Source organism: Bacillus sp. AK124 (genome assembly GCF_053903085.1).
In genome coordinates this window covers 2377281-2401896 of the sequence record NZ_CP096378.1, presented here as the reverse complement: position 1 = coordinate 2401896, position 24616 = coordinate 2377281, and the positions used below count along the sequence as shown (strand labels likewise).

Here is a 24616-nt window from a genome sequence, read left to right as displayed (position 1 = left end):
TCGCTGATTCAGCGAGTTTTCTTTTCGTATTGGACCGGTTTCCATTGAAAAAGTGAGCCCTGCTTTTCGATTAACCCGAAACCAGGGTAGGGGAAATGACACCCGTGGAGCAGGACCTGTCCGTTATAAGCCTGCCGGGCCAGCAGTCTTCTTGTCTTTTCCCCCTCTTTAGGGTCATGCTCAAGCGAAACCCGCAGCTTTGGATTGGAGATGCTTTCGGGAATGTGAAATACGTCATTGATGATCTGACAGACCCCGTCTTTTGTCTGTAATTCAATAGTCAAGTGTCCAGGTGTATGTCCGGGCGTATGGATCAGCTTCAGTCCGGGAAGCAGTTCGGTATCTTCTGTCAGCAGCTTCAAAAGCGGCCGGACAGCGGAGAGAATGCGAAACTGTTCAGAGGCAGGCGATTGTTTTGCGTACAGCCATTCTGCTTCACTGATCAGATGAACAGCGTTTGGAAAAGCGGGTATCCCGTTATTCAGAAGACCTCCCGTATGATCTAAATGACTGTGTGACAAAATGACAAAGTCTATGGAATCAGGCTTAATTCCCGCCTGTGTCAGGTGATGAATCAAGTGCCCGCTTTCTTGTCCGCCTGTTTCGCCAAATCCCGTATCAATCAGTATCCGTTTTTCGTTCGTTTCCAGGCAGATAAAGTTCAGCGCTACTTCAAATTCTTCAGGATAATGTTCTGCTTCATGGGGGTCTCCTCCCGCCAAAAAGAAATCCCTTGAAACTCGAAATGCTCCATCAGATAAAATTGTCATGTGAAAAGAATCGAGTTGAATGCGGTCTGGCTCCTTCATAATAAACCCTTCCCCCTTTGCGTTTGGATCTGTCTCTTTATTAGAAGAGGCAGTTTCATTGTGTCTTTTCATTTGCGGTGAGCTTCTTGATCGGTTATTATTAAATCGTAATAATTACGATTTAATAACGGAAGTATAACTAAATCCGTTTGTTCTTTCAACCAAAATAAACTGTTTAAAAGGGAAGGAGCATCATTTCATGCCGAAACTGGAAGAGCTGTATCGGTCCGTCATTATGGATCATGCAAGATACAGGCGAAATTTTCGAAAAATCGATAAACACGGCGTGTATTACGTCCATTACAAAAATCCAACATGCGGTGATGTGATGACTTTGTTTATCGACATTAAAAATGAAAAGATCGAAGACGCAGCTTTTATCGGAGATGGGTGCAGCATCAGCATGGCTTCCTCATCAATCATGACTGAACTGATAAAAGGAAAGACGTTAAAAGAAGCCGGGCTAATGCGTGAAGCGATGGAAAATATGATCAGAAAAGGAGAAGAACCGGCAGAGGATCTGCTGGGAGATGCCGTTTCCCTGATTGGCGTCCATCCGTTACGGGCCCGCCATAACTGTGCCCTGATGCCTTGGCAGGCGCTCGATCGGATCAAGGAGAACGTTTATTAAATGAACATCACATCTAAAGCACTCCGTTTCTAAGGCAGCCAGGCAAAGAATATCGGAAGATTCAAGGGAAAAAAGGGGCAGTGACGAAAGAGGTATCGAAAACGAAACGAATGTAAAGCAGGAAGCGATGGCGCAGCTTAAACGGAAAGGCATTCGAATGACGCCGCAGCGGCTGGCCATCTACCATTATTTTTTAGCCAACAGGAACCACCCCACAATAGCTGAAATTCAACAATCATTGAGGGAGATATATCCTGCCGTCAGTACAGCGACGATATACAACACCATCCGCTATTTTAAACAAGAGGGCCTTATAAAAGAAATGGGGTTTACCGATCCGCTTCGTTTTGATCTGGCTCTAGAGGAACATGATCATGTCATATGCGAAGTATGCGGGAAAATCGTCGATTTTCATTGTCCGCAACTGGAGAAAGTAAAAGACATTGCGGCACGGCTGACCGGATTTAAAGTGACACATCACCGATTGGAACTGTACGGCATCTGCAAAGATTGCCAGGCGAAAAGAAAATACGCCGCTAAAGAGAAAGGGGTTAGATAAAAAATTTGGTTGTGCATAAAACCAAAATCCGATATATTGGTTTTATGATGAAAAATAACATTAAACGAATCAAACGAATTTCGCTTCGGGAAGAAGTGTATCAAACGCTGAAGCGCACCATCGTACATTTGGAACTAAAGCCGGGGGAGCGTCTGCATGATCAGGAGCTTGCAGAGCAGTTTGGTATCAGCCGCACACCTGTCAGGGAGGCGCTCAAACGACTGGAAGATGAAGGACTTGTTGAAACTGTTCCGGGTTCAGCAACACGTGTAGCACCGTTAAATCGCGAGGAAGCTGAACACGCTTTTACAGTCACTGCAGCACTGCATGCGCTGGCTGTCAAGCTGTCGTTTCCTTTTTTAATGGATTCAGACCTTGATCAACTGGAGAGGCATAATCAAACGTTGCAGCAAGCGATTCAAAAAGAAGACATTATCGAAGCAATCGAATCGGATGCTGCTTTTCATGAGGTGTTTTTACAAGCATCAAAAAACCCGGAAATTACCCGGGCATTGGAGAGAATTTCTTCAAAAATTTACCGCCTTGAGATGTCGCAGTTTTCCTCGATCGGCAGCTTGAAATCTGTCGAACAGCATCAGAACATCATCGATGCCTGCAGACAGGGGGATCGGAATGCGGCCATCAAGCTTGCCGAGGAAAACTGGCTCAGTCTCGGAGACCGATTGGCCGGACATCAGGAAAAGGAGTGAGGGGATTGTGAGGCCGATTATACTGGGCGTTTTTGCAGCCTTCTTTTTTGCTTTTACATTCGTTTTAAACAGGGCGATGGAGCTTGAAGGTGGAAGCTGGATCTGGAGCGCATCGCTAAGATTTATCTTTATGGCGCCTCTTTTATTTGTCATTGTCTGGCTGAGGGGGAACGTAAAAGAACTTTTTCAGGAAATCAAAAAAGCACCGGGCATTTGGCTGAGATGGAGCATCGTCGGCTTCGGCCTCTTTTATGCGCCACTCTGTTTTGCGGCGGCTTACGGGCCGGGCTGGCTGATCGCAGGAACATGGCAAATCACGATTATTTCCGGCTCCCTTTTGGCGCCGCTTTTTTACGAAACCATCCAAACAAAAACAGGTCCCGTACAGATGAGGGGCAAAATTCCCTATAAAGGGCTGGCGATGTCGTTGATCATTTTAATCGGGGTGGCGCTGATGCAGGCTGAGCATGCGGCACAGCTTTCTTTGCATGAGATGCTGCTGTTCGTTGTGCCGGTTATGTTGGCTTCATTTGCATATCCGCTCGGGAACAGAAAAATGATGGAAGCATGCGCCGGGCGCCTTGATGCTTATCAGCGGGTATTGGGGATGACGTTGGCAAGCCTTCCGTTTTGGCTGATCCTCTCACTGTACGGGCTGGCATCGGCGGGTGCGCCCAGCCGGGGACAAGTCATTCAGTCAGGTTTGGTGGCTGTCTTTTCCGGAATATGCGCAACTGTGCTGTTCTTTGCCGCAACCGATCTTGTAAAAGGGGATATGCGAAAATTAGGGGCTGTCGAGGCCACACAATCGTTTGAAGTGCTGTTTGCTGCCGCTGGTGAAATTTTGCTTCTTTCAAGTCCGCTTCCTGGTGCCATCTCATGGAGCGGCATGGCACTTGTGATTATCGGAATGGTGTTGAACAGCCATGCATCGAATCAAACGCAAAAGCCGGCGATTCAAAGTAAAGCTGCAAAAGCATGAAAAAAGCCTGCGATCTATACGAGACAGATCGCGGGCTTTTCTTGATGATTGTCCCTATTCCTGGTAAATGAAAGCGTCAAATCCGGCGTTTTTGGCTTGCTGAACGAGCGCTTCGGCATTTTCTTTTGAAGAAAAAGCGCCAATTTGCACTTTGTAAAGGCTGTCCCTGTAAATCACAAGGGCATCAAACCCTTTCGCTTCCGCTTGAGCGGCAAGCGAATCGGCATTGGCTTTGGTCCTGAAAGCGCCGATCTGCACTTTATAGAGAGATGCTGCGTTTTTGGAAAGGTTAAATGCCCTTGCGAGTCCGTTGGCGTGGCCTCTGGCAATGGATTGAATAAACGCGGAAGACTTCAGTTTCTCGGCGTCGCTTGTATTGTCTACAAAGCCATTTTCCGTAAGGAGTGCGGGCATGGCTGTTTCTCTTAGAACATGAAAATTGGCCGTTTTCTTGCCGCGATCCCTGAAATCGACAACTTTTAAAATCTCTTCATGCATGATATCCCGATAGGTGGTGGTAGGTGCGCCGACGCCGGGATAAATGTAATCCTCGAAACCTGTCCCGCCCCCGGCATTCATGTGAATCGATAGAAAGTAGTCCGCTCCCCAGCTGTTCGCGGCGTTCGTGCGTTGCGTCAGACTGACGGTTTGGTCGCTTGTCCTGCTCAACAGGACTGAAACATTTTGATATTCATTCAGCAGCATGTTTCTTAAAGCCAAGGCGGTTTGCAATGTTAACTGTTTTTCTTGCAAACCATTAGCTGAAGCACCTGTATCAGTCCCGCCATGGCCGGGATCGATAAAAATTTTTACCACAAGACATCACCTCAATAGACAGTCTATGAACAGATGGACATGAAGGGTTGTACGAACGCCACGATATTGCAGAATTTTGTAAATATTCAACTTATTATAGAGCGTCATATTCTCTTCAGGCAAGAGGTTGCATTTTTAATGTTTTTATCATATAATTCAATTACGCTGCATTGTACGTAATGATAATTAAGTTTTAACCTTTAAGCTGTAATAGGGAGTTTTATATCGGAACCGGAATGTCATGCCTTCCTCGAAAGGACGACAGGAACGTTTCTGCAGACACCCACTTTGAGGAGTGTGGTTTAAAACTTTCTTACTTGCATACGGCAATTGCAGCACTTCACTTAAGTCATTTGAATAAAATGGCTTTTTTTATTTGCTTAAAATCGGTTTACTGTAAATGTTTTATGTAAACTAACTTGCTGTAAATAAAGGGCGGACACCGCCCTTTTATTCATTTTAAAGAAAAACGAATGCCTGAATTCCAGCAAGTAGAAGGTGCAAAAATGACTGGCATCAAAAATGCTGAATGATGATAATTCCCGTGATCATCAGGACAATTCCCAGCATGCGCTGCACATTTAAGCGGTGTTTGGGGGTTCCGAACCAGCCAAAATGATCGATGATGAGGGCGATGATCATTTGGCCGCTTAAAGCCAAAACAACAGTAAGTGACGCTCCGACAATCGGCAAAAGCAAAATATTGGATGTGATAAAGATGACGCCAAGTATTCCGCCAGTCCAGAGCCACCAAGGGCTGCCCGTGATAAAGGTTTTTGCTGTATGTAAATTGTTTAAATGAAATAACCGCCGATGTTCAATGATCGACGTAAGAAAGAGAAGAATGACCATTCCAACCAAAAACGAAATAAGTGAAGCGATAAAAGGTGATTGGAGAGCATTTCTCAGCTCTGAATTAATAGATGTTTGAATCGGTGATGCCATTCCGGCAAAAAGCCCGAGCATCATGTAAAGAAAAACGTTCATAGTGTTGTTTTTCATCGGTGATGAACTCCCTTGCTATTAATATTTTTTGATAATGAAAACCCCGGAGATGATGAACAAAATGCCGATGATTCTAGGAAAGTTTAATTCATGAACGGGAATATGAAACCATCCGAAGTGATCGATGGCCAGAGCCATCACCATCTGTCCAAGCAAAGTGACGACAACTGTCAGTGCTGATCCAAGACGCGGAAGCAACAAAATATTTGAAGTTAAATAAAAAACGCCTAAACATCCGCCTCCAATGAGGATCCACAAGGGGATGGAAGGGAGAAGTCCGATGATAGACAAAAAATGGCGCTCTGTCACTAAGGCGACAATGACCAGGATAAGCGTACCGGCAAAAAAAGATATGGCCGCCGCCCCGTAAGGAGACCCGATCTTCATGCCTAGCCGTGAATTAATTGAGGTTTGAACAGGAATGGCCATTCCGGCCAAAATCCCGGCTATAAGTATTAAAATGATCATATTTTTAAAAACTCCTTTTTGCGGTAATTGGAACGATTATTTCAAAGCTGAAAGTCTTGTTGTTTTTGAGGGACACTTTGTATTTTGGCGAAAAGGAGTTCATGATGCAAGTGCTGATTGATGAAAAGAATTCAAAATTTGCAGCTTTGTATCTATATCATGTTTTTCTTTTTTGAAAATCATGTTTCAAGAAGATTTTGAGATTCAATAAGGTGATGTAGCGATAAAAAAACCAAAGAGGACTCCGGCTGAGTTCTCTTTGGTTTTTGTAAGTCCGGTTCCTCGTGTTCAAAGCCGTAAAATCTCTCCATAAAAAGCAAGTTGGAATCCCGGCAAAATTCAGCTCATCCAAATCGTACAAGCAAATTTTCATGAAAGAAGAATTGTTAAACTGAAAAAAGTCCTATAAACTACAAGTAATATTTTGTTAGGGGGTGGGAACGTGTTCAACGAAAGAGAGGCGCTCCGATTAAGACTGGAACAACTGAACAATGCCGAGATACAAGCCATACGCGAACTCCAAAATGAGCGGAAAGACATTTATTCGAGGCTGCGGGAATTAGATCATCAAAAAGTTTCATCATCACATCATAAAAAAACGTTATTAGAATTAGTCGATGAAACTGTAAATCTCTTGAAAAAATAAACCGAAAGCCGTTTGATCCAGTGGCCGTGAGAGGGATGAAAGAATGAAATAGAGGTTTTGCTTTGCTCATATTTTGTAATTGCGCGAAAAATGGAAAGGTTAGCAACTTGACTAGGAAAAAAACATTGTATAAGATTATTCTTACAAATCCAATAGGATTAACGGCCCTAAAACTGACTGACTTGTCAATCGAGATTGAGGGTAAGGAGGGAAACACTTGGGAAATACGGATACAAGAGAAGAATTGCTACATATCGCGCTTGAGATTTTTGCTACGAAAGGATATCATGCGACAAAAATATCAGACATCGTAAAACAGGCTGGCGTTGCACAGGGAACTTTTTACTGGCACTTCAAAAGCAAAGAAGAAATCGCCAAGGAAATCATAGACAAGGGGAAAGAAAACCTTCTTGCAGCCATTCATCAAGGCTACAGGCAGACGTTTGCTCTTACAGATGACATGATCCAATCCACGACAGCCCTTATGAAAAGAATTTTTACGTTTGCACAGGAGAACCGAAACTTAATGACGTTTTTATTAGTCAAGGGACAAGGCGCCGATCCGGAAATCAGGGAGGCAATCGAAGAGGCGCTGATCAGTGTTGAACAAGCATTTAAAAAGAACATCCAAAGGGCTACAGAGCTTGGCATGCTAAATTCCTCCCATAATACTGATCTGCAGGCCACCATGTTAACAAGTCTTGTGTTGGGCACACTATCAAAATGGCTGTTTGGGCCAAAGCATGATCTGAATTATGTCCCCAAGTTTTCAGTTGATGAAATGACTGAAGAATTGGTTCATTTTGAATTTTTCGGGCTGATTGGCCAAAGGAGGAATTAAACTTGTCTATTATTCAAAAAACAAATGGAGAGTTTGGGATTTTTCATGAAGCCGGTATGCAGGCCAAGGGGTCTTTCACTCCGAATTCAGACGGCCTTTCGCCGATTGAGCTGTTGGAAGCTTCATTAGGGATGTGTATCACCATTTCTTTGCAAAGGATGTTTGAAAGGGACGGCATAGAAGTGCAGGAGGATGAATTTTCAGTTTCTGTTTCCGCCGCTAAAGCGCCCGATGGCCCGTCCCGTGTTGAAAAATGTACGGTTAGCGTCAAATTGCCCGAGCATCTTCCGACCGACTATAAAAAGAAATTAATCACCTCTGCTGAAAGGGCATGTACAATCGGCAATACGTTAAAACGAGGGGTAACGATTGATACGAATATGGTGTAACAACCTACATGATGAAACGAAGGAGCATGAAAATGGAAAACAACAGTAAAAAACCTTCCTATACAAATGCTGATGATTTTGCTGTTACATCAGTGCCTGAAAATAAAAGAAAATCGATTTTTAACATTACGATTACAAGCTGTGCCTGGATTATCTCATTGTCGACGATTGTGACTGGAGGAGCGCTGATCCAGGGATTGAATTTTGCGCACGCCGTTTTGGCTGCCGTCTTAGGTATGCTGATTCTTGCGGTCTATGGCTTTTTTCAAGGTGTAATGGGTGCAAAATACGGAATATCGACAACCGTTCTTGCCCGTCAGGCTTTTGGACGCTACGGATCGGGCCTTTTTGGAATCATCTTGGCGCTGACGCTGGGAATCGGCTGGTTTGGCTGGCAGGTTGCTTTTTTCGGCACGACCATTTCTGAAATGTTTCCGGGTGTTTGGCTTGCAAAGCCTGAAGTCGCCATCGTTTGGGGCGGCATTTTAATGATACTTACCGCTTTTATAGGATATCGCGGACTTGCCGCTTTAAGCTTTATCGCTGTACCTTTAGTCGTGATCTTTTCTATATGGGGCATTGTGAGTGCTGTCAATTATTCTGGAAGCTGGCATAACTTGCTGACGTTTCATCCGACAGGGGACCCTATGACGATATTTGCCGGAATTACAATTGTAGTTGGAAATGCTGCATTGGGTGCGGTTGTTTTTCCTGATGTGACAAGATATGCAAAAGGAGTGGTTTCAGGAGGAATAGGCGCGTCTGTAGGTTATTTCCTTGGGGGTGTTTTCTGTCTTGTTGCAGGAGCGGCAATGGCCATTGCCGCGAATGTTCCGGATATCGGGTCAACACCGAATATTCCAGCCGCTATGAGCAAGCTTGGGCTTGGATTTTTGGCATTTTTCATCATCGTTTTTGCGCAGTGGACGACGAATGATAACAATTTGTATACCGGATCTCTTGGGCTTCGCAATGTTGTGAACATTCCTAAGAAAGCACTTGTGGCGATCATGGGTGTGATCGGAATTATTATTGCATTATTAGGTGTCCAAAATATGTTTGTGCCATTCTTAACATTTTTAGGTTTGTATGTTCCCCCGATCGCAGGAGTGATGATCGCCGATCATTGGATCACAGCACCTGTCATCAAGAAAAAACACTATCAATTCGGGGCTGGAACAACTTATTCGAAGCTGAACGTTGCGGCGATTCTTTCGGTGATCATCGGAGGTTTTACCGCTTCAAAGATAACGTTCGGCATCGGGCCGATTAACTCTACTGTACTTGCATTTTTGATTTATATCATTTTTACGTTTATTTTCACAAAATTAAATCTCCGTTACGAAATCGGAGAAGTGACAGAGGAATCGTCTGGTTTTTAAGCGGATAAGGAGGAAAGGTTTTCAATGATGAATGAAAAAAACCAATGGGTATTTGGAATTGATGTCGGCGGGACGTTTACAGATTTAGTGGCTGTCAACAAGGGTGGAAAAATGGTTTCGACGAAGACGCCTTCAACCCCTGACCAGTCTGATGGTGTGATGAACGGGATTAAAAAAATGGCTGAAATCATCGGAATAGACGTAAAGGATCTGTTAGCCAATAGTCCATTGGTTGTCCATGGAACAACAGTTGCCACTAATGCCTTGCTGGAATATAACGGAGCAAAGGTGGGGCTTCTCACAACGGATGGGTTTCGGGACGAAATCGAATTCCGCCGCGCGTACAAAGAAAGCGTGTTTTCTCCGCGCTTGGAAGCTCCTTATCAAATTGTCCCAAGAAGGTATCGTGTGGGGATTCCTGAACGATTGGATCATACAGGAAATGTCGTAACTGAGCTTGATGAAGAAGCCGTCCGCCAGGCAGTCCGCGGGTTTATCCAAGAGGGGATCGAGGCGGTTGCTGTGTGCTTTCTGTTCAGCTTCATGAATCCTTCACATGAAATCCGTGTTAAAGAGATTATTCATGAGGAAGCTCCCGGCATGTTTGTATCGTTATCATATGAAGTGCTGCCGCAGATTCGGGAATTTGAACGGGTAAGCACGACCATTGTCAATGCGTTCACAGGCCCTTCCATGCAAAGCTATTTGAACCATCTTGACGAACGGCTTCGCGAAGACGGATTTACTGGAGAACTGTTTGTCATGCAATCAAATGGCGGGGTGCAAAATGTCATTCAAAGCGGGAAGTTTGCCGCAGGAGGCCTTCTCTCAGGTCCCGCCGGAGGAGTGACAGCTGCTTCCTTTATCGGTGAAAAGTCAGGCTACGAGAACGTCATTACCGTAGACATGGGCGGAACAAGCTATGATGTCTCGGTTATCGAAAAATTAAATCCGGCGATCACGACGGAAAACTGGATCAGCAGATACCGGGTTGCTTTGCCAATGATGGATATCCACACGATCGGCTCCGGCGGCGGAAGCATCGCCTGGATTGATAGCGGCGGAGCTTTACAAGTCGGTCCGCGAAGCGCAGGCTCCAATCCGGGGCCGGCCTGCTACGGAAGAGGCGGAGAAGAACCGACTGTTACGGACGTGAATGTTTTCTTAGGCTATATTAACCCAGATAACTTTCTAGGCGGAGAAATGAAGCTTGACCGTTCACTGGCTGAAAAGGCGATCCGTACACGAATTGCCGAACCGCTCGGGATTTCGACAGTGGAAGCAGCGCTTGCGATCTCGCAAATCGTCAATAGCGATATGTCAAATGCAGTCCACTTTGTGACGACACAGCGAGGCCATGATCCAAGGAACTTCGCCCTGATGGCTGTAGGCGGTGCGGGAGCCATCCATGCAGGCAAGCAGGCGGAAGACCTCGGCATTAAAACCGTTATTGTTCCGTCCCTTGCCCCGGTTTTTTGTGCGCTCGGAGATGTAGCAGCAAACCTTAAAGTAACGGAGCTCCGGACGCGCTTTGAAAGTTTGAAAAACGTTGATTTGCAAGCGATGAACGCCGATTTTGAAAAGATGGAACAGACGGCCCGCGAGAAACTTGGAGGCCAATCGGTCACCAATCAATATGAAACCCGCCGCTTTATCGATATGCGCTATGCCGGGGAAGTCCATGAAGTAACCGTACCGGTGAAATCAAGGACGCGGAGGATTACAGAATTGAATCTTGAAGCAACAGTTGCTGATTTCCATGACCTTCATGAAAGAATGTTTGCCCATAAAGACCCTGAGCACGACATTGAAATTTTAAATCTCCGCCTTGACCTGGTTGGGGTCAGAGAGCCGTTAAAGCTGAAGGAGGAGCCGTTTGAGCAGGAGGATCCTTCAAAAGCGAAATCCGGTGAACGCGTTATGTATTTTGACATCGAACCGACGAAAACGCCTATTTTCAACGGATCAATGCTTGAGCCGGGCAACCTGATTGTCGGTCCGGCCATTATTGAGCAGTGGGGTACGACCATTGTTGTTTATCCGGGACATGAGGCTCTAATCGATTCATACCGCAACTGTGTCATCGAAGTCAAGCATTCTCAACAGGCGACAAGAGGTGGAAATGCATGATCCAAGCTCAAATTCTTTATCGCAAGCTCCAATCGATCGGCAGAGAAGTCGGGGATAATTTGCAGCGAATCTCCCGTTCTCCTTTGCTTTCGCAAGACCGGGCATTTGCTACAGCGATTTTTACGAATGAGCTGAAAATCGCGGTTCAACATCAATATGAGCCTGAACATTTGTTCGCCTTAAAAGACAGCGTGGAAAATCTGTTCGACTATTTTTCATTTGATATCGCAGATGGAGATGTGTTGCTCGTGGCAGATCCATACAGCGGCGGAACGAAAGGACAGTCGCTCACAATGGCGGCGCCGTTATTCCTTGAAGGGGAGCTCGTACTCTTCCCCGCTGTCCGCGCTCAGATGATCGATTTGGCCGGCGAGTATCCGGGCGGATTCCATCCCGATGCATTTGAAGTATGGCAGGAAAATATTAGAATTACGCCGGTGAAGCTTTATAAGCAAGGTGTTCTGCAGACCGATATTCTTCGTTTCTTATTATCAAACAGCCGGGTGCCCGCTTCTTTTAAAGCGGATTTGGAAGCGATGTATACATGTTTGCATGGCGCCAAACAGCAATTGAAAACGTTTCTTGGCAGCTACGGCCAAAAAACAGTGACCGAATCGATCGACGGCATGTTTGAATACAGCCGAAAAAGGGTTGAGCATCATGTCTCTCACCTGCCTGAAACTGAAATGAGCGCTGTCCAAGAGTTTGAAGTTTCCAAAGGAAGCAAGAGTACAATTCATGTGCAAATCTCAAAGAAGGACGATGCGGTTGAGATCGATTTGAGCAGATCATCGGCGCAATCCGTAAAGCCGGTTAATTCGCCTGCCGCTTTAACGAAGGCGTTTGCCGTTTGGCCGTTCCTGGCGAGGATTGCAGATGATATACCGATCAATGAAGGAACGCTTCAACCTTTTCAAACGAAGACGAGGCTGGGAACGATTTTGGATCCGGAATTTCCTGCAGCGACAGCATTAGCTCCAAGCATTACCGGCCATTTCATCGCTGAAGCGGTATATAAAGCCATTCAAAACGGACAAGGGACCAATGAAGAATTTCCGCCGATTTACGGGACAGGCCCGCAGGCCGTTTTTTATCCGGAGCTTGGCGCGGAAGCCGAAACGAAATCAATCGTTCTGGCGCCCGGGTATCCTTCAGCTTCAAAAGGCTTCGGGCCGCCTGCTTTATTTGGTCAACGGATGCTTGTCTCTGCAGAGGAATTGGAGCTTTACCACGGTTTTAAAATGGTTTCCCGGGAGTGGACGGATAATGGGGAGGAAATGAAAGTGTCTCTGCTTAACCAGGAGGACGATATTTATTTCAACCTTCTTCTGCCTTTTAGCGAAAGGGGAGAATACGGATCTCTGTCAAGAACGGGAGATCGTGAGGAAATCTTTTATGAAAGCACGGTAAACCAACATGTGAAAAAAGGCGAGCTCCTCGTCTTTACGTACTCTCAAAAGGAGGAGCAGCTATGATTAATCAGGACTTTATTCTATCACAGGTGGTCGGCGGTTCTCTTGATGCGGTTGCCAGGGAAATGAGCGCCACTGTTACGAGAACGGCCCGTTCACCATTGTTTAACGAAGCGCACGATTTTACGACGGGCGTCTTTGACCTTTCCGGCAAAAAATCGCGTCTTGTCGCGCAAGCCCCGGGCTGTACGCTGCACCTTTATGCGGTAGTAGGCGCAGTTGACCATTTATTGGACGCCTTTCGGTACGATCTTCACCCCGGAGATATTCTTCTGGTGAATGATCCGTATCATGGAGGCTCACACAGCCTTGACTGGACGATCGTCATGCCGGTTTTTTATAATCGCAAGCCGATCCTGCTTCCTGCTGTCCGAAGCCATATGGCCGATAATGGAGGTCCGGTTGCCGGAGGGTACAATCCGCGCTCAAAAGACATTTGGCATGACGGGCTGCGGATTCCGCCATTAAAAATTTATGAGCGGGGAGAAAAGCGCAGGGATGTATTCGATTTAATCGTTGCAAACAACCGGCTTTCCCATTGGCTTGAAGGCGACTTAAACGCGATGATCGGGGCATGCAAGGTCGCTGCCTCCCGAATCCAAACGATGCTGGATAAGTATGGCGCCGAGAAGGTGATTACGGCCATTGACAACCGGATTCAATATACAGAAAACAGGGTTCGCGATGAAATCAGCAGCTGGCCGGACGGCACCTATGTCGGTGAAACATTTGCTGATCACGACTTTCAAGGCAACCGCGATATTAAGGTTCGCGCAACGGTGACCGTCAAAGGCAGCGATCTTCACATTGACTTTACCGGCTCCTCCCCGCAAGTAAAGGGCTTCATCAACAGCCCGCTTTCAAATACGACTTCGTTTGCTTTTGTCGGTATTTCGACTTGCTGTGATGAGGATATTCCGATCAATGAAGGATATATGAATCCGGTAACAGTAACTGCGCCATTAGGAACAGTTGTGAACCCGCAGCTGCCGGCACCGTGCGGACACGCGACTGCGTGCGTAGGAGCAGAAATAGCCGAAGCTGTTCTCGAGGCTATTTCCCAATGTGCGCCAAAACGCGTCGGAGTGAACGCCCATAAGCTTCCTCTCGCTTATTCTCACGGAAAATACGACGACGGGAAGCCGTGGGTGAACCTGAATTTTTACGGCTATACCGGCGGTGCGGGGGCTGCATACGAAACGGACGGATGGGGGCTTTATCCTCCCGTTATGACAGGAGTTATTCTGCCATCGATTGAAATGACTGAAGTTCAATACCCGAGCCGTGTATTAAAGCATGAATATACGAGCGATTTTACGGGAGCAGGCCGATGGAGAGGCACCCCCGGGTTGGACGTTCAGATCCAGCACTTAAAAGAAAGCCGGACAAGCGTCATGATGGCAGGGGTCCGAAATACAACAAAAGGCTTTTGCGGAGCAGGTGATGCACCAAGCAACAAGGTGATCGTCGGGTATGGAACAGACGAAGCCAGAGAGATCGCGGAAACGGCTTTTGAAGTCGAAATGCCTGCGGGCGGCATCATCCAATTTTACCGTGCAGGCGGCGGAGGCTGGGGAAATCCGCTGGAACGTGAACCGGAAAAGGTGCTGGACGACGTCTTCAATGAGTTTGTCAGCATTGAATCAGCATTGCAAGATTACGGTGTCGTGATTGACCCCGAGACACTTACTATTAACGACATGGAAACAAAACGTGTGCGGGCTTCCCGCCTTTCATAAATAAAAAAGCTGATCTGAAAGGAATGAAGACACCTTTTCGGATCAGCTTTTTAAATACTCATATGGTAAAAAGAGGATAATCGCTTTCGAGAGAGAATGTAAACATAACCGGTTTGATCTTTTAAGCCGGCGGGTACATAACAGATTAGCAAATAAAGGAGGACAAATCATATGAAAAACAAAAAAGCGTTTTGGGGACCTTTTCTGTTCGGTGTCGGCATCATCGCCATGATCGACGGCATCGTTTTTCACCAATTGCTTCAATGGCACAGCGTGTACATGGACACAGACCGCTCTCACCAAATTATGAGCGACGGACTGTTCCATCTGTTTTCGCTCGTCATCCTTTTTATCGGCGGGATCCTGTTGTGGAACAAAGGTGACTTGAGCAGCAGCCGGCCGCAGCACATCTTTTGGGGAGCCTCTTTGCTTGGAGCGGGCTGGTTTAATTTCCTCGAGGGCATCATCAATCATCATCTTCTTCAGATTCACCACGTCAACCCGCTAAGCCCGAACCGCCTCTTATTCGACCTTGCCTATGACGCATCAGGCCTTTTGATCATTCTGGCCGGATGGCTGATCTACAGAAAAGGCAAACAGAAATGAAAAATTGGTTTGACTCGCACAATTATTTCTCGGGAAAGCGCAGGTTTCAACAAGACCTGCCCTGTTTTTGTCAAAATTTGAAGAAATAAAAAACTCCATTTTAAAAGTTGATATGATCAGTGACCGCCGCTTGAAGAATTCGTTTTATGTAACAAGTTTTTAAAGAGCGGCAAAGTGCAACTGTTCACTCAAGCAAAAAGGGGATTCACATATTCAATGGAAAAAGGTGTCTATATCGTTTGACTGCCATCTTTTAATAGGAGGTTTACATATAAGATGTTAAGTGTGCTGCTGCCTAATTTGCTTATCCTTTCTGCTATCATTTTATTTTTATATTACATGATCGTATTGGTAAAGGAAAACAAGATAAATCGCAAACAAAACGAGGAAACTCAACAGTTGCTTAGGGAGATATTAAAGGAAGTGAAAAGCAAAGATTTAGAGCGGAAATAAAAGATATTATATTTCTGGAGTGATTTAGTTGTGCCTCAGAGGAAACATTTGAGCATAAGACTGTACCTTTTGTTCAAGTGAAAGTCGGGTTTAGATTTGCAAGGAGGCTGTTTCATGCAGCTATTGGTTTGCTGCTGTGTACCCCTAAACTTTTAAATAAAATAACCTTAATTAATCCGAATTCACATAATACGGTAATTGGAAATCCTTAAAAGACAAACTTGTGATGATTACGACATCCTGAACAATTTGCTTCCTCTTCAAATAGATGCTCATAAGAAAGATTCATGTTGTTGGAGAAATAAATAATCTGTAAATGCGAGGGGATGCACTTGACAAGTTTTGTTCAGAATACCGTGCATGGTTTAAAGAGCTTATTAGATCAAAATGGAGTCATTAGGATTCTTGGCTCTGAAGGTGAAATTACAGATGCTCTTGTCACATTCTCTGGCAGCGGAGCCTCTCAAAGCGATATACGAGCTTTCGAAACACATCACCAATTATCTCTTCCTGATGATTATAAAAAATTTTTAACTCTACATAATGGAGCTAGAATTTTTGATAGTCTTTTAGATGGAGTGAATATTGGCGGAGGTCTGCATTTATTTAACATCAAGGAAATTGATACAGAACTGAAAGATGAGGAATTTTATGCGGATGTTAACGGTATTCCAATTGGACATTTGCTGGAAGAGTGCGATCTAATGATTGACAGAGACAGGCTCAAGGAAGGAGATCCCAACTACCTTTATTTACTTGAGGATGGTCTGGAGTATAAGCCTCTTAATTTGAATTTTGAAATATTTTTAGACCGATATGTTATGTGTCATGGGCAGCCATTTTGGGAGTGGAGATATTACACAGCTGAAAATTATTATAGAACATGACGACCGGATTTTTGGTCGTCTTTTTTGAATAGTTTTTTTTTCTAATTCTAAGGAATCATTTTCATGGATGATCAGGATTTATTCCCCAATTCACTTCTATAAAGTGGTAAACTCTAAAATGATTGTAACTTTAGTATTAGAGGAGAGTGCCATGAAGACTTTGGATGTTCAGGCGCTACACAAAGCCATTGATCAAACCCTGGAACAATTAAAACATCAATCAGACGAATTCGCCAAAGTCCAAAAAAGCGTTGAGGAAATCGCATCACTAGATGATGCTTTAAAAGGAAAAGGCGGCGACGCGATCCGTGCCTTTTACAAAGAGTGCCACACCCCTTTTCTACAGTTCTATGATACTTTCATAGAGGAATACAGTTCCACGCTGAAGAAAATGAAAACCGCATTGAATTCGCTGGAACCAAACCATAACGGGTTTATTTCGCAAACCTTTCTTGAGCACGAGCTAGAACAAGGATTGAATGCGGCCAATCGAACAACCAAACACCTGGTGTCTAAATCGAACGCCACGATCGCGAAGGTCAGTCATATTGTTGATTTGCCGGATTTAAACGACAGCGACTTTCATGAACAGAATCAGAAATCCTTAAAGGAAATCAATCAGACAATTGAAAAGCTGCATACGTTCGACAGGGAACAGACAAGCGCTCTAAAAACCGCAGAAAACGACCTGGAAACGATGCAGAGATACATAAGTAGGCTTGAAAAGATGTACACAGGCCCTAAAATTGAAATCACCGGTTACCAAAAGGGCTCGATTTTAAAGCCAGATGAGATGGATGCTTTACGTGGTGGCCAAGACACAGCGATGGGCGTCATGTTGGATAAGCTGGATAAGAGATCAAAGCTTGAAAAAGAAGTTAGCGAGGTTAGCAAACAGGATAATAAAATTTCTGAACTCAAGAAGAAGCTTGATGATTTCAATTTTTCAACGGCTTCAGAGTTTTATGAGATGGCTGCGGAAATAGGGTACGAAAACCTTTCCCCTTGGCAACAGCGATATTTCAATCAAATTGAAGGCGCTCGTGATTTTGGCAACGCAATTAAAGGAAGTGCTGAAGGACTCAAAAATGCAGTCGTCGATACTGCGGTAGGCCTATGGGACATGGTCGTTCACGCAGACGAAACGATTGAGGGCATTAACTTTACACTTCATCATCCTGATGTCACATTCAATATTATAAAAAAAGGAATTGAAGACTCGTATCAACGAGATGTCGTCAATGGTGATTCTTACACCCAAGCCAGATGGTTTAGCTATGCCGTTGGAATGGTCGGGACATCGATTGTTGGTTCTAAAGGCGTTGACAAAGCAGCAAAAGCCGCCAAAGCGGGGAAGGTAGGGCAGGTCGCTGCCAAAGCAACTAAAGCTTCTAAAAAAGTATCGAAACAAGCTTTGGAAAAAAGCGTAGCGTCTTTCAAGAAATCGATGCAAAGGGTTGCTTCAAACATAAAAGGGATTCAAATACACAACCCTTTTGCGCCGCAAGTTCAGCTTGCAGGCGGGGGTAAAGTTCCTTATCATGCACTTAATGGGGAGCATATAAAAGACAGTCTTATTCAGTTTGCGAAGAAAGTCTCTGATATAAGCAGAAAACCGTTTACAGGTGGTAATATCTCAGTACCATGGTTAAATAAAGAAAAGTACAATGCAGTTGAAGTTAAAGGTAAAGTAAAACCAAAAGGAAATTTGAAAGATGTTGACAGAAGAATTTATCAACTTAAAAACATTGACTTCAACATGAAGCATCCAAATAAAAATATAACTAATTTAGAATTAATGAAAAGCGGAAAAGCGCCCATTGGGGAAGATGGCAAACCAATTAATTTACATCATTTAATACAAAAAGAGCCAGGGACGATGTTGGAGATACTTCATACCACTCATAAAAAATACCATAAAGTACTGCACCAGTTAGTGGAGAAGGGGGATAGCTTTAGAAATAATCCTGAACTGCAACAACAATACGATAGTTTCAGAAGAAAATACTGGATGTGGAGAGCTGAACAATATGAAAAGAGCTTGAAAGGTGGATCTCAATGAATACTAAAGAATTAATTATAGACTTTATAAACAAACATGCTACTCCCCATGATTTTACAGGAGGAATTAATGAGGAAAAAATCAAAAAAATTGAAAATGACTTACAAACCACTCTTCCTGAAAGTTATAAATGGTTTTTAAGAAACTATGGCTCAGGTGGCTCTTTTGGCGTCGAAATATTGGGTCATGGACTTGTATCCCCGGAAGTCGTAGAGTTCACCAAAGACTATAGGGAGCTCTACGACTTACCAAATCATATTGTAGTAGTCGTTGATGTAGATGCATTTGCTTATTGCTTAGATACACAAAAAATGGATAACGGAGAATGTCCTGTAGTTACATGGGTTTATCAAAGCGGATATGATCACCAAAAGGCTCCTAACTTCCTTGAGTTTTTATGGGAATATTTAAATCAAGCTAAAGAAGATTGGTACGAGGAAGAATAATATATTAAATCTCAAGCACTTAATCTTTGATTGGGTGCTTTTTTGTTTAAATCGAGAAAAATTCGAGATGGACATCATCTTCATATAAGAAGTGGTCTGAAATCTATGCAATTTTCCTAATGATGAAAATAACATTAGGTTCTTAGAACAGTATTTAAATTCAAATAGTCCTTCATAATAAGCTCCCTAAGGGAACTTATTATGAAGGAGAAAGCTTAAACAATTGGTCTAATATTTAAAGTGTTTTTGTTAGGAGGTAAAACAGTATTGGATAAGAAAGATATTAAGTTCCTCGAGGAGCTGCTTTATAATACAGATAAAGACGATCTAGTAAGAGTGATGAGAAATATTGAAAACCCTGTTATTCTTCACGTTTTTGCAGCGAATTATAATTGGAATAGTGGTTTTGAAGTTCCAAAAGCAATTCTAGAGAATGAAAATTGCGATTATGGTACGGGGTTATTAATGTTCCATTATGCAGACGGTTATCGTATGCTCGAAAGCCCAGACGATGTTTCAGCATCTGCTTTAGAAGAATGGAAGGATTTTTTAATTCAAACATATCAAAAGCTTATAAATTTGCAGTTTAATTCTCAAAATATTTCATTCGATCCTGAAATAACAAGGGTTCATAGGTTTAAGTTGAAAAAAAATAACCCGCATATTCCCGATGCTTTACTTGATAAGTCACCAGGGGTTTTGATTGAACTTCCAAAAATTTGATGCGTTTTTCACCTTGAACGGCAGTGCCTTTCAAGGTTTTTGAACAAATTGGAGAAACCCAGCAAGGAATAGGGCGGAATTATAGGCGTTTTGGGAAGAAGCCGGGTGAGATGTTTTAAATATGGCTACCGGAATGGTTGCTACGTCTGTCGTCGGCACTAAAGGCGCAGCTATAGAAGAGGAGGTAGCTTTATGCAAAAAGAAGAGTTTGTATCACTTTGGGTAGGCAGTATCAGTTCTCCAGAAGAATTAGAAAAGATTCTTAAAACTTCTTATACTGAAGATGGTGATTTTATTCCTTCAATATTTGCTCATAGCTTTAATATAGAAAGGTATGACGAGTCTGTTCGTGAAGCAGATTTTTATGAAGAGTCTAGTAACTCAGTAAGTCGATTATTAGAAGACTTCTCTTACGATCATACGATTATCCCCGAATTTATTTCAGTATGTGGAGAGCACCTGACAAAAAATTATAATGCGGTGGTACTCTTATATAATTTCGACTATAAAGGTGTCAAAAAGAAGGTATCTATTGGTGGCGGTGAATTTAAATTTTTAGGTTCAGTTAAATATATGTAATGAATACTCAAATTTCAATGATGATAAATGAATATATAGAAAAAGATGATTTTTTCGGAGCAGTACCCGATGAAGATATTTCGAGGGCTGAAGAGAAATTAGGATGCAAATTTCCAAGGCAATATAAAGAGTTTGTTAAAGCATATGGCTCAGGAGGAATATGTGGAGTTGAGGTCTTAGGAGTAGAGGGAAATGGATATGCTTCAGTAGTTGATGCTACAGAAAGATTTAGAAAATTTGGTTTACCTGAGGAATACTTAGTTATTGAAAATGTGGACGAGTTTGTTTATTGTCTCAATACTGGAGAAAATCATTGTGTAATAAGGTGGGATGACATAAGCAAAAAGGAGATTGAAAGATATTCTAGCTTTGATGATTATTTACAAGACAGTTTTCAAGAAGCAATAGATAACTGGTAAGGAAAAGCCAAGATTTAAAACTCCACCTCTAAAAAGGGCGGGGTTTTTGTTTTAGAAGGGAGACGATTAATTGTGAAAGCCCTTTTTACCTTAATGTTTCTTAAATTATTCCTCTCCTACATTGACCAAGAAACCAAATATAGGATATGCTTTGGTGAGAGACCTGTAAAAATGAGGGATTTTTGTAAGGGGGATTTTTTGAGGAATGAATAGTGGCTCCACTGTGTGGCAAAGAAATTTTTCCTTTCTGTTTGTCTCTAAAATGGTGAAAATAACCGCAGACAGCTTTGCTTTTACTTCTATTTTGTGGTTTCTCATTTTAGATGGAAAAGGGGCTGTCGGAACAGGTATGCTAATAGCTGTCACCCTTCTTCCCCAAGCTTTAATAGGACCGTTGATTTCACCTTTTATGAAACCAAAAACTCTTAAGTTCTGGATGTTCTCCGCAGATATAACAAGGGCTTCATTGATGCTGATCATTCCAATTTTTTATTTTAGTGGATTTTCACCATTATGGTTCATTATTTCACTAATGCTGATACATTCGGCAACTGGGGCTTCTTATGATCCTGCATCCATTTCCATGATTCCGCAAATTGTTAAGAATGAACTTATTCAAAAAGCTAATGCCACCATAGAATCTTCAGCCCAAATTGTAAAATTGGTCTCGTTAATGGTTTGCGGTATATTGATTGCTGTAATAGGCGCTGCTTATACAATGCTTATTATATTTCCATTTTACATCGCTTCAGCCTGTTTAGTTCTGTGTATAAAATTTAGCTCGAAAGAAGAAGGGGCTCAGGAACAGAAACCAAAAGGCGCATATTTTAAAAAGCTAAAAAGAGGTTTTGTACTTGTTCGAAATCATCATATTTTGCTTCCGCTAGCCGTATACTGCATTTTGTTGAATATCGGTTCAGCTCCTTGGGAGGCGCTTTCAGCGATCTATCTGTCAGAAGATTTAGGCGGCGGTTCGGTCATTCATTCTTTCATAAGAGTAGCAACAGCTACCGGAGCCTTTTTAATGGGGTTTATCTTAACTAAAGTAAGAGTGAACCGATATGGACTATTGTTTGTCTCCGCTGGAATTATAGAAGGAATTGCACTTTTCATAACAGGAATGAATTCAGTTTTATTACTACTTCTTCTCACAGCATTTGTTTTGGGGGCTACCATTAGTGCCATAAACGTACCTGAACACACCATTATTCAAACCTCAGTTGCAGATGAAGATCAGCCGCAGGTATTTGCTGTTATTAGAATGATCTCTCATGTGATGGTACCATTAGGGGCTTTAATTAGCGGCTATGCAGCCGCTGCCTTTGGTGCAGGAAAAGTTATCGCTTTCGGCGGACTGATTGAAATTCTAGCTGGAATGGCGATATTAACTCTTACGAAACTAAGTAAAACCAATCGTTCAGACATGATAAGGGATAAAGAAGAAAGTTTAAAAATGTAAGAAAATTCACACGTTTAAATGCCGAATATTTCAAAATGATTAAGAAAAGGGGTTTTTATTTTGGTATATAAAAGCGTAATACCTTATGATCTAGTGGCAACGAAAATGAATTATTGGTATGTAGCTCTTAAAAATGACTGGGTTGATGAAGCTGAAAAAATGAAATCTGAGGTTAAACAAGAGATCGCTATAATGGAAGAAAATCAGGATGTCCTTATATATTTTTCATTGCTTGAATTCCGTCATAAGCTGATGTTGGATTACATTTGTCCAGAAGCAGCAAAAGATATACAGGTTCATTATGAAGAGTTAAGGGAAAAGACTAAAGGCGGGAGAAATTTGAATGGTATGCTCGAATATTATTACTATTTCTTCACAGCAATGTATCATTTTAGACAGAAAGAACTTCTTCATGCTTTAGCTTACTACCAAAATGCCGAAAATCAATTGAATTCATTTGAAAGCGATGATGTTGAAAAGGCAGAATTTTATTTCAAATTGTCAGAAATTTATTACTATATGAAACAAACATATTTTTCAATGTATTATGCTAATCATGCATATAAGATTTATTTAAAACAGCCAACATATGGACAGCGTAGAGTACAATGCCAATTTTTAATGACTGGTAACTGGCTGGATAAAATGAATCCTGAAAAAGCCCTGGAGCATACCAGCAAAGCACTGTCAGATGCAAAGGAATTACAAGTTGATTATTTAATTGGTTCTTCACACTTGAATATTGGAATATGTTATAATCAACTTGAAGAACTTTACAAAGCAGAAAATCATTTTCAAATGGCTGCTGAACTTTATAAAAATGAAAAGCACAGCTTTTTGCCAAAAGCCCTCTTTAATATTTCGCACGTTAAAGCGAAACAAGAGAAGTGGATTGAAGCAGAAGATCGGTACTTTGAGGGTATGGAATGGGCTCAAAAATTTGAGGACCAAGAATTCCTTACAAAGCTGAAAATGATTTACGGGTTGTATTTATCATTTGACCTTGACACAGTTCGAGATTCCTTTGAGTTCTTCAGTGAAAAAGGTATGTATGCAGACATAGAAGAGTATGGAGTCATCACGGCAGAACTTCTACAAGGAAAAGAAATGCTACATGATTCACTTGAGTTTTACCGCAGAGTAGTTGAGGCAAGAAGACAAATACAAAGGAGTGGGACAGTACATGAAAGCTAAGTTGCTAATTTGCTCTATTCTGTTATTAGGTGCAGTTGGTTTATTGGGCACTTCTTACGATCAATCAACAAATACAGCATATCATGTTGCTGACAGGGTAGCAATTTAACTCTGAGACTGCTAAATTAATATATAGAACCTTTAAAAGAGACCAGTTCGTGAAACTCACTGTGAGTTTATGGGCTGGTCTTTTTCATTTCTGAAATATCGATTAGTTTTCCGGATTTCACCAATATATTCAAGCCAGTAAAGAAGCGGCTCTCAAATATACTCCCAACACCAGAATTGCCTCTAGAAAAAATGGAAGGATTGATGCTGAGGAATGCAATTAAAGTAAATCCTAAGTGAAAAGTGATTAAAGTTATGGCCAATCAATTGTAAAAATGTGTATTATTTTTGAATTATTTTTCAATTCTACACCATTTGACAATTTTTTCATCCTTTTGGTGTTAAGCTCAAGGTGTCTATTAAATGGACAAGCATTTAATAGGTAAACAAAACGAAAAGGGGATGTGTTTATGTTTAAAAACAAACTCAAAAAAGTAGCGGGAGCGGTTGCAGTTGCTGGGGCTCTGTTGGTATCCGGATTACCTGCAAGTGCTGCGCCGGATTTAACTCCGATTCGAGACAAGTATCCAGACGCCTATCAATTCCAATGGAATGGCAACAATACTGTAACTGTTTTCTTTAGAGACAGCCAAGGTAAATCTTATCATGAAACATATACATGTGTTACGGTTATACAAGGAACTTGCTACGTGTATAAGTAAATCGTAAGACAAAATTCTGTCTCAATCGTTTGTATTCTTATTCTTTCTGAGACAGAATTTTTTTCATTAACCAAATCAGTTACTTTCACCTCTCTGTGTCCAAATCCTCTTTATTTATGCCCCTCTCGTTGATCAATGAAAACAAAGCTGGAACAGTTTTCATCGGCACCATCAGAATATGCTTGCGCCAATATGAGTTTTTCACAGTTTACAGGGGAGAGCTGAACAGCGGCCGCAGCACACCTTCAGACTGACTGGCCTAAGGGTCTTATCTAGCGAATAATGTCGGAGACGCTCTCATAGCATCATTATTGAAAAATAAGTCTGTTTCATGTGGTAATCGATTGATTCCAGATATTTCTGAAGTGAGAGTGTCAATGAAATGGAACATTCCTATCAAAGTCCCGGCATTCCTGTAAGTTTTTAGCTCACCATCGTT

25 protein-coding genes, 1 other RNA gene and 1 pseudogene are annotated in these 24616 nt (G+C 42.6%); 23 read left to right on the top strand and 4 right to left on the bottom strand.

Features of this window, described 5'->3' with window-relative positions:
* Nucleotides 1–8: 8 nt before the first annotated feature.
* A complete protein-coding gene (locus tag M1E06_RS12005) occupies nt 9–881 on the bottom strand; it encodes an MBL fold metallo-hydrolase (RefSeq protein WP_411221240.1) in 873 nt (290 codons plus the stop codon).
* A 127-nt stretch (nt 882–1008) separates the two neighbouring features.
* Between M1E06_RS12005 and sufU the strand changes: the two genes are divergently transcribed.
* The 4 genes from sufU (at nt 1009) to M1E06_RS11985 (ending at nt 3691) form a co-directional block, all read left to right on the top strand.
* On the top strand, nt 1009–1440 hold the full coding sequence (gene sufU, locus M1E06_RS12000; RefSeq protein ID WP_026579699.1) for a Fe-S cluster assembly sulfur transfer protein SufU: 432 nt from the start codon (nt 1009–1011) through the stop codon (nt 1438–1440).
* Between the two features lie 127 nt (nt 1441–1567).
* Nucleotides 1568–1999 (top strand): Fur family transcriptional regulator, encoded by a 432-nt coding sequence (locus M1E06_RS11995; RefSeq protein WP_254114915.1) that lies wholly within the window; start codon nt 1568–1570, stop codon nt 1997–1999.
* Between the two features lie 44 nt (nt 2000–2043).
* Nucleotides 2044–2709, top strand: coding sequence for a GntR family transcriptional regulator (locus M1E06_RS11990; protein WP_041817443.1), 666 nt, complete (start codon nt 2044–2046; stop codon nt 2707–2709).
* Between the two features lie 7 nt (nt 2710–2716).
* Nucleotides 2717–3691, top strand: a complete 975-nt coding sequence (locus M1E06_RS11985; protein ID WP_337819226.1) for a DMT family transporter — start codon at nt 2717–2719, stop codon at nt 3689–3691.
* Between the two features lie 54 nt (nt 3692–3745).
* Here M1E06_RS11985 and M1E06_RS11980 read toward each other — a convergent pair whose 3' ends face one another.
* Nucleotides 3746–4507 carry an N-acetylmuramoyl-L-alanine amidase gene (locus M1E06_RS11980; RefSeq protein ID WP_216904292.1) on the bottom strand — a complete coding sequence of 254 codons (762 nt, stop codon included), beginning with the start codon at nt 4505–4507 and terminating at the stop codon, nt 3746–3748.
* Between the two features lie 159 nt (nt 4508–4666).
* Between M1E06_RS11980 and ssrS the strand changes: the two genes are divergently transcribed.
* A non-coding RNA gene (ssrS, locus tag M1E06_RS11975) (6S RNA) lies at nt 4667–4850 on the top strand.
* A gap of 173 nt (nt 4851–5023) precedes the next feature.
* Here the strand turns inward: ssrS and M1E06_RS11970 are convergent.
* Nucleotides 5024–5509, bottom strand: a complete 486-nt coding sequence (locus M1E06_RS11970; protein ID WP_020451514.1) for a DMT family transporter — start codon at nt 5507–5509, stop codon at nt 5024–5026.
* A 21-nt stretch (nt 5510–5530) separates the two neighbouring features.
* Nucleotides 5531–5980 (bottom strand): DMT family transporter, encoded by a 450-nt coding sequence (locus M1E06_RS11965; RefSeq protein WP_023857645.1) that lies wholly within the window; start codon nt 5978–5980, stop codon nt 5531–5533.
* 442 nt (nt 5981–6422) lie between these two features.
* Here M1E06_RS11965 and M1E06_RS11960 point away from each other — a divergent pair.
* The 18 genes and pseudogenes from M1E06_RS11960 to M1E06_RS11875 all read left to right on the top strand — a co-directional run.
* Nucleotides 6423–6545 (top strand): annotated as a pseudogene (locus M1E06_RS11960) (hypothetical protein); the annotation flags it as partial.
* Nucleotides 6546–6843: 298 nt separating this feature from the next.
* Nucleotides 6844–7467, top strand: a complete 624-nt coding sequence (locus M1E06_RS11955; RefSeq protein ID WP_025811499.1) for a TetR/AcrR family transcriptional regulator — start codon at nt 6844–6846, stop codon at nt 7465–7467.
* A gap of 2 nt (nt 7468–7469) precedes the next feature.
* On the top strand, nt 7470–7856 hold the full coding sequence (locus tag M1E06_RS11950; RefSeq protein ID WP_020451518.1) for an OsmC family protein: 387 nt from the start codon (nt 7470–7472) through the stop codon (nt 7854–7856).
* A gap of 32 nt (nt 7857–7888) precedes the next feature.
* Nucleotides 7889–9238, top strand: a complete 1350-nt coding sequence (locus M1E06_RS11945; protein WP_059231927.1) for a cytosine permease — start codon at nt 7889–7891, stop codon at nt 9236–9238.
* 24 nt (nt 9239–9262) lie between these two features.
* Nucleotides 9263–11368, top strand: a complete 2106-nt coding sequence (locus M1E06_RS11940) for a hydantoinase/oxoprolinase family protein (RefSeq protein WP_130569528.1) — start codon at nt 9263–9265, stop codon at nt 11366–11368.
* On the top strand, nt 11365–12843 hold the full coding sequence (locus M1E06_RS11935; protein WP_096748106.1) for a hydantoinase B/oxoprolinase family protein: 1479 nt from the start codon (nt 11365–11367) through the stop codon (nt 12841–12843). The genes M1E06_RS11940 and M1E06_RS11935 overlap by 4 nt, the downstream gene beginning before the upstream one ends.
* Nucleotides 12840–14579, top strand: coding sequence for a hydantoinase B/oxoprolinase family protein (locus M1E06_RS11930; protein ID WP_096748107.1), 1740 nt, complete (start codon nt 12840–12842; stop codon nt 14577–14579). The genes M1E06_RS11935 and M1E06_RS11930 overlap by 4 nt, the downstream gene beginning before the upstream one ends.
* Nucleotides 14580–14750: 171 nt before the next feature.
* A complete protein-coding gene (locus tag M1E06_RS11925; protein WP_059231919.1) occupies nt 14751–15185 on the top strand; it encodes a DUF2243 domain-containing protein in 435 nt (144 codons plus the stop codon).
* A gap of 276 nt (nt 15186–15461) precedes the next feature.
* Nucleotides 15462–15638 carry a hypothetical protein gene (locus M1E06_RS11920; protein ID WP_020451524.1) on the top strand — a complete coding sequence of 59 codons (177 nt, stop codon included), beginning with the start codon at nt 15462–15464 and terminating at the stop codon, nt 15636–15638.
* A gap of 326 nt (nt 15639–15964) precedes the next feature.
* A complete protein-coding gene (locus M1E06_RS11915) occupies nt 15965–16525 on the top strand; it encodes an SMI1/KNR4 family protein (protein WP_223254797.1) in 561 nt (186 codons plus the stop codon).
* 151 nt (nt 16526–16676) lie between these two features.
* The gene (locus tag M1E06_RS11910) at nt 16677–18587 is read left to right on the top strand and encodes a T7SS effector LXG polymorphic toxin (protein WP_456270552.1); all 1911 of its coding nucleotides are present in this window, start codon (nt 16677–16679) and stop codon (nt 18585–18587) included.
* Nucleotides 18584–19033 (top strand): SMI1/KNR4 family protein, encoded by a 450-nt coding sequence (locus M1E06_RS11905; RefSeq protein WP_026579690.1) that lies wholly within the window; start codon nt 18584–18586, stop codon nt 19031–19033. Before M1E06_RS11910 ends, M1E06_RS11905 begins: the two co-directional genes overlap by 4 nt.
* Nucleotides 19034–19300: 267 nt before the next feature.
* Complete coding sequence (locus M1E06_RS11900; RefSeq protein ID WP_026579689.1) at nt 19301–19756, top strand: DUF4274 domain-containing protein; 456 nt, start codon at nt 19301–19303, stop codon at nt 19754–19756.
* Between the two features lie 192 nt (nt 19757–19948).
* Nucleotides 19949–20335, top strand: a complete 387-nt coding sequence (locus tag M1E06_RS11895; RefSeq protein WP_026579688.1) for an immunity 22 family protein — start codon at nt 19949–19951, stop codon at nt 20333–20335.
* On the top strand, nt 20335–20754 hold the full coding sequence (locus M1E06_RS11890) for an SMI1/KNR4 family protein (RefSeq protein WP_025811516.1): 420 nt from the start codon (nt 20335–20337) through the stop codon (nt 20752–20754). Before M1E06_RS11895 ends, M1E06_RS11890 begins: the two co-directional genes overlap by 1 nt.
* Nucleotides 20755–20959: 205 nt before the next feature.
* Entirely contained in the window at nt 20960–22213 is a 1254-nt protein-coding gene (locus M1E06_RS11885) for an MFS transporter (protein WP_035338621.1), read from the top strand.
* A 60-nt stretch (nt 22214–22273) separates the two neighbouring features.
* Nucleotides 22274–23407: a Rap family tetratricopeptide repeat protein gene (locus M1E06_RS11880; RefSeq protein ID WP_167511155.1), complete on the top strand. Its 1134-nt coding sequence runs from the start codon at nt 22274–22276 to the stop codon at nt 23405–23407.
* Nucleotides 23408–23925: 518 nt separating this feature from the next.
* Entirely contained in the window at nt 23926–24177 is a 252-nt protein-coding gene (locus M1E06_RS11875) for a hypothetical protein (protein ID WP_020451531.1), read from the top strand.
* Nucleotides 24178–24616: the final 439 nt, after the last annotated feature.